Origin of the sequence: Yersinia sp. 2540 StPb PI, assembly GCF_052217165.1 — a bacterium.
Lineage (GTDB): Bacteria > Pseudomonadota > Gammaproteobacteria > Enterobacterales > Enterobacteriaceae > Yersinia > Yersinia enterocolitica_E.
In genome coordinates this window covers 1,330,256-1,342,554 of record NZ_JAZGQC010000001.1, presented here as the reverse complement: position 1 = coordinate 1,342,554, position 12,299 = coordinate 1,330,256, and the positions used below count along the sequence as shown (strand labels likewise).

Genomic DNA, 12,299 nt, shown 5'->3' with positions numbered 1-12,299 from the left:
CTCACTTGCGCGGTATGTTGGTGGACGGAAATCAGAACTGATTCAGTCATCAAGATTAACAAGCCCGCGCAAATGCGCGGGTTTTTTTTTACCCGCTAAGCGCAAATGTAAACACGACAAGGAACAACCCATGAGCCAACAAGTCATTATTTTCGATACAACATTGCGCGACGGTGAACAAGCATTGCAAGCCAGCCTGAGTGTTAAAGAGAAGCTGCAAATCGCGCTTGCACTGGAAAGAATGGGTGTCGATGTAATGGAAGTCGGTTTCCCGGTTTCCTCCCCTGGCGATTTTGAGTCAGTGCGCACCATCGCTCAGCAAGTCAAAAACAGCCGCGTGTGTGCTCTGGCTCGCTGTGTAGACAAAGATATTGATGTCGCCGCCGAAGCTTTACGTATTGCTGAAGCCTTCCGTATTCATGTGTTTTTGGCGACATCCACCTTACATATCGAATCCAAATTAAAGCGCTCATTTGATGATGTGTTGGCGATGGCAGTGCACTCGGTGAAACGCGCTCGCAACTATACCAATGATGTTGAATTCTCTTGTGAAGATGCTGGCCGTACCCCTATTGATAACCTGTGCCGCATCGTAGAAGCTGCGATTAATGCCGGCGCGACTACCATCAATATCCCTGATACTGTCGGTTACACCACTCCTTATCAATTCGGCGGAATTATCACCGACTTGTATGAGCGGGTGCCAAATATTGATAAAGCCATTATATCAGTGCATTGCCATGACGATTTGGGCATGTCCGTTGCCAACTCCATCACCGCAGTACAAGCCGGTGCGCGTCAGGTAGAAGGCACGATTAATGGTTTGGGCGAACGCGCAGGTAACTGTTCACTGGAAGAAGTGATCATGGCTATCAAAGTGCGTGAAAAGATGTTGGGCGTGCATACCAATATCAATCATCAAGAGATTTACCGCACCAGCCAGTTGGTCAGTAAGTTATGCAATATGCCAATACCCGCTAACAAAGCCATTGTCGGTAGTAATGCTTTCGCTCACTCATCCGGTATTCATCAGGATGGCGTGCTGAAAAATCGTGAAAACTACGAAATCATGACACCACAATCCATTGGCCTGAAAGAAGTGCAGTTGAACCTGACCTCCCGTTCTGGTCGCGCGGCGGTCAAACACCGTATGGAAGAGATGGGTTATCAGGATAAAGATTACAATTTGGACTCTTTGTACGACGCATTCCTGAAGCTGGCAGATAAAAAGGGCCAAGTATTTGATTACGATTTAGAAGCGTTAGCCTTCATTAATAAACAACAGGAAGAGCCGGAACACTACCGTTTAGACTATTTCAGCGTGCAGTCGGGTTCCAGCGTAATGGCAACAGCATCCGTGAAATTGGTCTGTGGCGAAGATATTAAATCAGAAGCGGCCACAGGTAATGGCCCGGTTGATGCGGTGTATCAGGCCATCAATCGCATTACCGGTTATGAGATCGAACTGGTGAAATATCAACTGTCTGCCAACGGTCAGGGTAAAGACGCATTGGGTCAGGTTGATATCGTGGTTGACCATAAAGGCCGCCGCTTCCACGGCGTGGGTCTGGCAACAGATATTGTCGAGTCATCCGCTAAAGCGTTGGTTCACGTATTAAATAACATCTGGCGCGCTCATCAGGTAGAGATTGAGAAGCAGCGCTTGCAACAAAATAATCAGGAAATGGTGTGAACATGACTAAGACTTATCATATTGCCGTTTTGCCCGGAGACGGTATTGGCCCTGAAGTAATGGCTCAGGCAAATAAAGTATTGGATGCGGTGCGTCAACGTTTCGGCATCAAGATTTCAACCAGCGTTTATGATGTAGGTGGTGCAGCCATCGACCGTCACGGCAGCCCGTTACCGGCAGCGACAGTCAGCGGATGTGAGCAGGCTGATGCTATCTTGTTTGGCTCGGTAGGCGGCCCGAAATGGGAACATTTGCCACCGGCGGAACAACCCGAGCGTGGTGCGTTGTTGCCTTTGCGCAAGCACTTCAAATTATTCAGCAACTTGCGCCCGGCGCGGTTGTATCAAGGGTTAGAAGACTTCTGCCCATTGCGCAGCGATATTGCCGCCAAAGGTTTTGATATTCTGTGTGTGCGTGAATTAACCGGTGGTATCTACTTCGGCCAACCCAAAGGTCGTGAAGGCCAAGGCCAGCACGAGCGTGCTTTTGATACCGAAGTTTATCATCGCTTTGAGATTGAACGTATTGCCCGTATTGCCTTTGAATCTGCGCGTAAACGTCGTGGCAAAGTTACTTCTATTGATAAAGCCAATGTGTTGCAAAGCTCTATTCTGTGGCGTGAAGTGGTAACTGCCATTGCGGCCGATTACCCAGATGTTGTGTTGTCCCATATGTATATCGATAACGCCACCATGCAGTTGATCAAAGACCCTTCCCAGTTTGATGTATTGCTGTGTTCTAACTTGTTTGGCGATATTTTGTCTGATGAGTGCGCCATGATAACGGGTTCAATGGGGATGTTGCCGTCGGCCAGCCTGAACGAACAAGGTTTCGGTTTATACGAACCCGCAGGTGGCTCCGCACCCGATATCGCGGGCAAAAATATCGCTAACCCAATTGCCCAGATTTTGTCATTAACCCTGCTGTTGCGTTTCAGTTTAGGTAAAGACAAGGCCGCCGATGCTATTGAGCATGCGATCAACCAGGCATTGGAACAAGGCTATCGCACGGCTGATTTGGCCGGCGAAGGTAAAGCCATCGGTACCAACGAAATGGGCGATGTTATCGCTAAATTCGTGATGGAGGGGGTGTAAAATGGGTAAGACGTTATATCAAAACAAGACTTTATATCAAAAATTGTACGATGCGCACATCGTTTACGAAGCGCCAAATGAAACCCCATTGTTGTACATCGACCGCCATCTGGTGCATGAAGTTACTTCGCCGCAAGCCTTTGATGGTTTGCGCGCCATGGGTCGTCCGGTGCGTCAGCCGGGTAAAACCTTTGCCACGATGGACCACAACGTTTCAACCCAAACCAAAGATATCAATGCCAGCGGCGAAATGGCGCGGATCCAGATGCAGGAGCTGATTAAGAACTGTGCTGAGTTCGGTGTCTCTTTATATGACCTGAATCATCCGTTCCAAGGCATCGTCCATGTGATTGGCCCTGAACAAGGTATGACTTTACCGGGCATGACTATCGTCTGTGGTGACTCACATACCGCGACCCATGGTGCATTCGGCTCATTGGCCTTCGGTATCGGCACTTCAGAAGTTGAGCATGTGCTGGCAACCCAGACCCTGAAACAGGGCCGAGCCAAAACCATGAAAATCGAAGTTAACGGTACTGTCGGTGCAGGGATTACCGCCAAAGACATCGTCTTGGCGATTATCGGCAAAACCGGCAGCGCGGGCGGCACCGGCCATGTGGTGGAGTTCTGTGGCAGCGCGATTGCAGCGCTGAGCATGGAAGGCCGGATGACATTATGTAATATGGCGATCGAGATGGGTGCTAAAGCCGGTTTAGTCGCCCCGGATGACACCACTTTCGACTACCTGAAAGGTCGTCAGTTCGCCCCAACTGGCGAGCAGTGGGAACAAGGCGTGGCTTACTGGCGCACCTTGAAATCTGATGCTGATGCTAAATTTGACACTATCGTCACCCTGGATGCCGCCGACATCGCGCCACAAGTCACTTGGGGAACCAACCCGGGCCAGGTCATTGCGGTTAATGACATGATTCCTGCTCCTGAGTCCTTCAGTGATCCCGTTGAACGTGCCTCGGCGGAAAAAGCGTTGGCATATATGGATTTGCGCCCCGGCATTAAGTTGACCGAGGTAGCCATTGATAAAGTCTTTATCGGTTCCTGCACTAACTCACGCATTGAAGATTTGCGTGCCGCAGCAGCGGTGGCGCAAGGTCGTAAAGTCGCGACTGGCGTGCAAGCTATTGTGGTACCCGGCTCAGGCCCGGTAAAAGCACAGGCTGAAGCGGAAGGTTTGGATAAGATCTTTATCGAGGCCGGTTTTGAGTGGCGTTTGCCTGGTTGTTCCATGTGTTTGGCGATGAACAACGACCGTCTGGAACCCGGAGAGCGTTGTGCCTCCACCAGCAACCGTAACTTTGAAGGCCGTCAGGGCCGTGGTGGCCGCACACATTTGGTTAGCCCGGCAATGGCCGCCGCCGCCGCTGTCAGTGGTCATTTTGCTGATGTTCGCGCCTTAGAAGCCGCCACCCACTAACCGGAGACACCATTATGGCTAAATTTACTCAACACACGGGTTTGGTTGCTCCGTTGGATGCGGCAAACGTCGATACCGACGCGATTATCCCAAAACAATTTTTACAAAAAGTGACGCGTACTGGCTTTGGCCAACACTTGTTTAACGATTGGCGTTTTCTCGACGACGCAGGCAAAGTGCCAAACCCTGAATTTGTGCTGAACCAACCCCGCTATCTGGGTGCAACCATTTTGTTAGCACGTGAGAATTTCGGTTGTGGCTCCTCACGGGAACACGCGCCGTGGGCATTGACCGACTTCGGTTTTAAAGTGGTTATTGCCCCTAGTTTCGCTGATATATTTTACGGTAACTCGTTTAATAACCAATTATTACCGGTGACCTTAAGCGAAGCAGATATCGATACCTTATTCCAATTGGTTAACGATAGTGAAGGCATCGAGTTTATTGTTGATTTGGAACAGCAAACAGTGAATGCCGGTGGCAATAGTTATTCTTTTGAAATAGACAGCTTCCGCCGCCATTGTATGATTAATGGTTTGGACAGTATTGGCCTGACGTTGCAGCATGAAAGTAATATTTCTGCATATGAAAAACAGCAACCGGCATTTTTACGTTAATTTATTTTAAGTTCATTTGGTGAGTATATTGTTGGTGTCAGGTAAGCCCTGACCCAACAATGCAAAATAGATAAAAACCCCATTTTGAAACGCCCCCTTCTTTCTTTCATCATTCACAAAAACAAACCCCACACCAATCAATTGGTTACATGAAATATTCTCAAGTCATTATTTTAACTAGATATTAATTATTCTAATATTGATTTATTTGATTATATTTTGTGCTGGCGGTCACTTTTTATTTCTTCAATCACGGTATGCTATTATTCACCATCGACGCGATACGCATTATACCGCGTTACGAAGCACGTATCTCCGGCGATAGCCGAGCCTGGTTTAATATAGATTAGCGCCTCGCCAACGATTTCCCGCGTTAATTCCCCCATTGCTTATTCAGCTTAGGCTGAAAAAATTCATCTCTTTATTTTGTTGCCGTCATTGGTAATGTGAATGGCTATTTTCACTCGCCAAAATATGACTGCATCTTAAATATTAATAATAAAAATACCCAAAATAATTGGCGTTGCAGAAACGTTAGCTGCGGCTTCAAGTTCCAAGGGTACCTACGAACCCCCGGTTCTGCGCCACTTTGTTGCGCGATTAAAACCGGTCGAATAAAGCGCGACTGCCACTCTCCCCCTGCTCACTTCAGGCTGGGGGAATATTGCTGCCAAATCGGTTGGTCATTACCCTTAGCGCCCTACCGGGCGCTATGCCTCTCTCACCCGTGCACAGATGATTAACGCCAGAATAGCTAATCCCATCGCCACCACATATACCGAATTATGGCCCCAGGTTTCGGTCAATACCCCTTGCAGAACCCCAGCCAGAATCACCCCAGTGGAAATGCTATTGGTAAACAGCGTGGTTGCTGCTCCGGCTCTGCCTGGCATTAAATCCTGAAAATAGAGCATGCCAATCCCGGCGACAATACCAATAAAAATGGCATTAAAAATCTGCAATAGCATCAGTGCAGTTTTGAATTTGAATAACACCAATCCGGTATAAAACAGCACACCCGCCAGCACCGCAAACAGCATAATTTTGCGCTTACCAAAACGCCTGACCGAGTAACCCGCCAGCAGCATAATAGGGATTTCCAACCCGGCAGCAGTCCCCATCAACAGACCAGCCAACCGCTCAGGCAACCCCAAGTTTGCTGTGATATACAGAGGCATATCAATGATGTACATGGTGTTGCAGGTCCACATCAGCATTGAAGCAATAAACAGCAACAAAACGTCTTTATCGGCAAACAAACTGCCCTGCACCACCGCTGGCGCATCTACTACCGGCTCTGCTCGCTGCACCGAGGGCAAAATAAACCACACCACCAGCGCACTGAGGACAAAAATACCGGCGGCGATACTGAACATCAACGTAAAGCCATAATTCAGCGCTAGCATAAACGACAGCGGCGGGCCGATAACCCAAGCCAATGAAAGCTGCGCACGCATAATCGAGCTAAACATCACCACTTCCCGCGCCGAGCTATCGGCATATTCTCGCGCTAAGGCGAAAATCTGCGGCATGGCGGTATTTGCTACTGCTGCCAGCAACACACCGGCGGTGATTAGCGTCAGATAGTCACGATTAAAAGCAAATAGCAGGCAGTTCCCCACCGCCATCAAGTAGCAGACCATAATTAGCTTGCGGCGGTCACCACGTAAATCTGATCGTTTGGCCAGTACAAAGCTGACGGTAATCCCGGCAATGGCATTGACGGTATAAAACAATCCCACCCACAGTGGGCGTACTTTCACTTCAGTGCTTAAGAACAAGCTTAATGTCGGTGCCTGTAACGCGCCAGCGATACCGGAAAGAAAAGCCACCACGAAGAAAGCGAGAAACACCGGGTTAATACGGCGGGAAAAGGTCAAAGCAGATTTCATTCCAGGCTCCAGCGCCAGAAATAACAATTAAACGCTATGCTACAGAAGCGGGTAGATTTATATAGAGAAAAGTATACCAGCAGCATAAATTTCACATCCAAATAATGGATGCGGCTGACCGTGTTTCAGCCTCAAGGAGGCAGGATATTATCCAAAGTCATTGGGGCTATAGCCAGGCAGCAAGCGAGCAAATCCCGATGAGCTTACTCAAGTAAGTGATTCGGGTGCGTGAACGCAGCTAACAACGCTATAGCCTTAAGGAGTCAGGATAAAAAAAGCCAGCAGGTTGTTAAGCCCACTGGCTGGTGAAAGTCACCATTACTCAGAAATTTTTGGTACACAGCAAGGCAAGACTTGGTTCATTTAACAAACATCAATATCAATTATCATCTACGACAGCTCACAAAGTGTGCTCGGTTCGGGCGATGATATCGTCTTGTGCATCTGGCGATAGCGCGGTAAAGAATGCCGAGTAACCGGCAACCCGCACCACCAGATCACGGTAGCGGTCTGGGTGCTGCTTGGCAGCAAGCAATGTCTCACGCGATACAATGTTGTACTGCACATGCCAGCCCAGATACTCCTCAAAGAAGGTACGCAACATCATCATCAGCTTTTCGCGATCACGCGGGTTATCCAAAGTTGACGGATTCAGTTTTTGATTCAGTAGCACCCCGCCCAGAATAGAGGCTGTCGGCAGTTTTGACAGGGAGTTAAACACCGCAGTTGGCCCCAGATGATCAGTACCAGAAGCAGGGCTTGCTCCCTCCGCCAGCGGGCTGTGCGCTTTGCGGCCATCCGGTGTTGCCATCGTTGCCGCACCAAACGGCACGTTAGCAGAGATAGAGGACGTCCCGGCGTAATAGGTACCGCCTATCGGGCCGCGACCAAAGCGGGTATTGTGATATTGCTTCAGCTCATCAATATACGTCTGATAAGCGCGTACCAGCAGTTGGTCTACATCATCAACATCATTACCGTATTTCGGTGCTGAATTAATCAGATGTTGGCGTAATTGCTCACCGTTCAGGCCAGCAAAGTCATTCGTTAACGCCGTTGCCAGTTGCTGCTGGCCGATAAGCTGTTGTTCAAACACCAGTTTTCGTACCGCTGCCAGACTATTACCCAAATTGGCAATGCCCACCTGCAAGCCGGAAACCCAGTCATAACGCGCGCCCCCCTGCTTGATACTTTTACCGCGCTCAATACAGTCATCCACCAGTGCAGAACAGACAATATCGTGGGCATTCTCTTCCAACACCGTGTCCACCACACACTCAATTTCGATGGATTTTCGCGTGTAGTAACGAATCTGCTGATCCCATTGCGCCATCACTTGTGAGAAATCAGTGAAGTTACCCTTCGATAACCCCTGCTCTTGCGGCAAGAATACTTGCCCAGAGGTCGCATCTTTACCTTGCTCCAGCGCCGCTAGCATCACGCGAGCAAAATTAATAAAACTCATGCCGGTACAGCGATAGCCCCATTTCCCCCCCACCGCAGTTTCAATGCAACCGATGGCGGCGTAATCGTAAGCATCCTGTGGCTCTACACCCAATTTAATAAATTCAGGAATAACAATTTCATCATTATTAAATGCAGGCATACCAAAGCCGCAGCGAATGACCTGCACACAGGCATCGAGGAAATCATCACTGATACCGGCATGGTAGCGCACGCTGAGATTCGGCTGAGTTGAACGTAAACGGCCGCAAGACTCCAACACCGCATAAGAGAGCGGGTTAACCGCATCAATCGCTTTACCCTGCACCAGCTTCTGCCCACCAATAGTGACATTCTGATACAACGGGCTGCCTGCCGAGGCTTTAGAGTGCGAACCGGAACGGATCTTGTTCACTTCCAACAACTTGAGCCAGCAGCTATGCAACATCTCAATGGCTTTTTCGCGACTAAGGGTATTTTCCAGCTCCACGTCACGGCGATACCACGGATAGAGGTATTGGTCGAGGCGGCCAAAGGAAACCGAGTGGCCATTAGATTCAATTTGCAGCATCAATTGGATGAAATAGCACAACTGCAAGGCTTGCCAGAAGGTCTGTGGCGGCTGGTGAGCAATCAGCTCGCAGTTTGTGGCGATAGTTTGTAACTCAATGCGCCGCCAATCACGGCTCTCTTCTTCTGCCATTTGCCGCGCAACCGCCGCATAACGTTCGATATGCTCGCTCAGCGCCGCCAATGAAATATCAATGGCTTTAAGAAATTGCTCTTTATGCAGGTCACTCCAGTCCGTCAGTTGTAACCGTTCGCGGCGACTTGCCACTTTGCTGCGCAGGCCATCCAGTCCTTTCTCCAGCAATAACGGGAAGTTAACCGCCAAATGCGCATCGCCGGAGGTCATATTACCTTCGGCTTTTATAATGCCGGTGGCCAATAACGCTTTTTGCTCATCGGTAAACATGCCGTAGCAGCGGTCCTGCACTGTTTGGCCGCGCCACCACGGGCAGATACGGTGCAATACCGCTTTATCTGCTGCACTGACCGAGAAACCCGCACCGGGGCGATCGGCCAGCTCATCAATTTCGTTTTCAATCCAACTCACGGTGTATTCAGGGAAAATTGGCGCGGCGCGCAGTTGACTGGCCTGATTACCGATAATCAGCTCATCATTTTTGATCCAGACGGTGCGAAGCTGTAAATGATGCGCCAGCGCCAGCGCGCGCCTGACGGGGAGAGGTTTGTCCTGATGCTGCTGATAAGCCTCGGTATAATGCTGCGCTCGTTCGGTACAAACCGGCGGTTGCACAATGTGGATCAGTGCGTTTTTATGCTGTTTCGTCCGTTCACTTAGCGTTACCAAATCAAGGGTGGTCATAGCATTATCCTCGTAAAATTGCGGTCAAGCCTTTATCACGGGCATAGCTTTCCGCGAAGTAAAGCAGTTCAGGAGCATCCAAAGGTGTGCTTGCTGCCCGATACTCTTCACCCAGCAGCGAATATTTGTTGATACCCAACGTGTGGTAAGGCAAAAAGTGAATCTCTTTAACGCCTATCTCATCAGCCGCAAAATCGACGATCCCTTGTATCGAGTGGCGATCTGCATTGAAATCTGGGATCAACGGCACCCGTACTGTGATGTTGGTGCCCGCAGCCGCTAACTGACGAAAGTTGTCCATCACCCGTTTAGCCGAACCTCCAGTCCACTGGCGAAAACGGTTTTCATCCGTGTGCTTTAAATCCGCCAGCATCAGATCCAGCCACGGCAAAGAGGGCGCGATGTAATGCCACGGCGTATGCAGACAAGACTCAACCGCCGTGTGGATACCAAGCTGATGACAGCGTTGCAATAACTCAGCTGCTACATCGGGTTGCATAAATGGCTCACCACCGGATAGCGTCACACCACCGCCACTGCGCCGATAAAACGGCATATCGCGCAACAGTGTTGCCATAGTGGTATCAATATCAATCGGGCTACCACACACCATCAGTGCACCACTCGGACAACGCACGGTGAGTGCCTGAAGGTCATCCTCTTCCAGCCGTTGGCGCGTGATAACAATGCAATCGTCAATGCGCTCTATTGCCTGCGGGCAGGTCTGTTGGCACAACTCACAACCTGATAAGCACAGGCGCGAGTCAAATAACACCTCCGCTTTACGTGATCGGCTTTCCGGGTTTTGGCACCAACGGCAACTCAGCGAACAGCCTTTCAGGAATACCACACTGCGAATACCGGGGCCGTCATGGGTGGAATAACGCTGTAAATTAAAAATCATTTATTCCTCCCGTTGGCGGCATTGCCACGATAACCCGCTTTCATTGGCAATCAGTATCTGCGTAATATAGGGAAAGAAAAATTGATGAAATTTGCCGTGGAGTTCCTCTTTTATGTCTGCCTCACGTCTACAACAGCAGTTTATTCGCCTCTGGCAACGTTTTAATGGCCAGCCGACGGAAACCACCTTGCAGGAGCTGGCAGACGTGCTCAGTTGTTCACGCCGCCATGTACGATCCTTGCTGGGCAGCATGCAGCAAGAGGGTTGGCTAAGCTGGCAGGCTGAAGCGGGTCGCGGTAAACGCTCACAACTGGCCTTCCTCTACTCCGGGTTGGCACTGCAACAACAGCGGGCCGAAGAACTGCTGGAGCAGGACCATATCGATCAGTTAGTGCAGTTGGTAGGGGATAAAAAAGCAGTGCGCCAAATGCTGCTATCCCAGTTGGGGCGCAGTTTCCGCCAAGGGAAACACATCCTACGGGTGCTCTATTATCGCCCGCTACAAAACCTGCTGCCCGGTACCGCGCTGCGCCGCTCCGAAACGCATATGGTGCGGCAGATTTTTAATGGCCTGACACGCATAAATGAGGAAAATGGGGAACTAGAACCGGATTTATCCCATCACTGGCAAGCTATCAGCCCGTTGCATTGGCGTTTTTATTTGCGCCCTGCCATCCATTTTCACCATGGCCGTGAACTGGAAATGGATGATGTCATCAGCAGCCTGACCCGGCTGATTCCACAGCCCTTGTTCTCTCATATCACCGCCGTGCGCTCACCAACGCCCTATGTGATTGATATCCATCTAAGTTGCCCGGATCACTGGTTGCCATGGTTGTTGGGTAGTGTTCACGCCATGATTTTGCCGCAAGAGTGGGAGAATCAACCCGACTTCCGCCGCCATCCTATTGGTACCGGCCCCTACTCGGTGATTAGAAATCACCATAATCAGTTGAAGATACAGGCTTTTGATAACTATTTTGGTTTCCGCGCACTGATTGATGAGGTCAATATCTGGGTGCTACCTGAGTTGTCTGAGGAGCTGGTTTATTCCGGTGTGCAATTGCAGGCTGACGATACCAGTAAAAACGAGCTGGAAAGTCGGCTGGAGGAAGGCTGCTATTTTTTACTGTTTGATCAGCGATCGCCTCAGACCAGTAACCCAGAGATCCGCCGCTGGTTGTGTGAGTTGATAACACCGGTCGCCCTGCTCAGCCATGCAGATCCTTTCTATCAACGCTACTGGTCACCGGCCTACGGCATGCTGCCCCGCTGGCATCACAACCGACTAACCACCCTTGAGCCAAAGCCCGTAGGGCTGACCGAATTGACGCTGACATTTTACAGCGAGCATTCCGAGTTTGACGCCATCAGCCAAACATTAACCACATTGTTGGCGGCACACGGCGTCACACTGGTGATACAAGTGTTGGATTATGTCAGTTGGTATCAGGGCGATGCACAGAGTGATATCTGGCTTGGCAGCGCGAATTTCTATCTGCCACTGGAGTTCTCCCTGTTTGCCACCCTGTACGAACTGCCGCTACTACAACATTGTTTGGATGAAAAACTGCATCAGGATGTTGAATTATGGCGAAATAATACCCTGCCGATGGCGGATTGGAGCCAACGGTTGGTTAGCCAGAATCAATTCCACCCACTGTTCCATCATTGGTTAGAATTATATGGGCAGCACAGTATGCGCGGGGTGCGCATGAACACGCTCGGCTGGTTTGATTTCAAATCGGCCTGGTTTACACCACCAGAGGGCTAACCTGCTTTCATCCGCCCAGATTAGTCTCTACAATGGCGTTGTCTCAACGGGGTGCGGAAA

The 12,299-nt window shown here is 49.9% G+C and carries 8 protein-coding genes; 5 read left to right on the top strand and 3 right to left on the bottom strand.

Features of this window, described 5'->3' with window-relative positions:
* Positions 1-130: 130 nt before the first annotated feature.
* The 4 genes from leuA to leuD are packed head-to-tail and all read left to right on the top strand — an operon-like array spanning position 131 to position 4,836.
* Entirely contained in the window at positions 131-1,693 is a 1,563-nt protein-coding gene (leuA, locus tag V1956_RS05975; protein WP_372557997.1) for a 2-isopropylmalate synthase, read from the top strand.
* 2 nt (positions 1,694-1,695) lie between these two features.
* Positions 1,696-2,787 (top strand): 3-isopropylmalate dehydrogenase, encoded by a 1,092-nt coding sequence (gene leuB / locus V1956_RS05970; RefSeq protein ID WP_420072334.1) that lies wholly within the window; start codon positions 1,696-1,698, stop codon positions 2,785-2,787.
* Between the two features lies 1 nt (position 2,788).
* Complete coding sequence (gene leuC, locus V1956_RS05965) at positions 2,789-4,219, top strand: 3-isopropylmalate dehydratase large subunit (RefSeq protein ID WP_372557995.1); 1,431 nt, start codon at positions 2,789-2,791, stop codon at positions 4,217-4,219.
* 14 nt (positions 4,220-4,233) lie between these two features.
* A complete protein-coding gene (gene leuD, locus V1956_RS05960; RefSeq protein WP_442824906.1) occupies positions 4,234-4,836 on the top strand; it encodes a 3-isopropylmalate dehydratase small subunit in 603 nt (200 codons plus the stop codon).
* Positions 4,837-5,546: 710 nt separating this feature from the next.
* On the opposite strand, the gene V1956_RS05955 is transcribed toward leuD, so the two are convergent.
* From V1956_RS05955 to V1956_RS05945, 3 genes are all read right to left on the bottom strand, one after another.
* Positions 5,547-6,728 (bottom strand): sugar efflux transporter, encoded by a 1,182-nt coding sequence (locus V1956_RS05955; RefSeq protein WP_372557994.1) that lies wholly within the window; start codon positions 6,726-6,728, stop codon positions 5,547-5,549.
* A 400-nt stretch (positions 6,729-7,128) separates the two neighbouring features.
* A complete protein-coding gene (locus tag V1956_RS05950; RefSeq protein ID WP_442824905.1) occupies positions 7,129-9,561 on the bottom strand; it encodes a formate C-acetyltransferase/glycerol dehydratase family glycyl radical enzyme in 2,433 nt (810 codons plus the stop codon).
* A 4-nt stretch (positions 9,562-9,565) separates the two neighbouring features.
* Positions 9,566-10,465 carry a glycyl-radical enzyme activating protein gene (locus V1956_RS05945; protein ID WP_442824904.1) on the bottom strand — a complete coding sequence of 300 codons (900 nt, stop codon included), beginning with the start codon at positions 10,463-10,465 and terminating at the stop codon, positions 9,566-9,568.
* Positions 10,466-10,577: 112 nt separating this feature from the next.
* On the opposite strand from V1956_RS05945, the gene sgrR reads away from it, so the two are divergent.
* Complete coding sequence (gene sgrR, locus V1956_RS05940; RefSeq protein WP_372557991.1) at positions 10,578-12,239, top strand: HTH-type transcriptional regulator SgrR; 1,662 nt, start codon at positions 10,578-10,580, stop codon at positions 12,237-12,239.
* Positions 12,240-12,299: the final 60 nt, after the last annotated feature.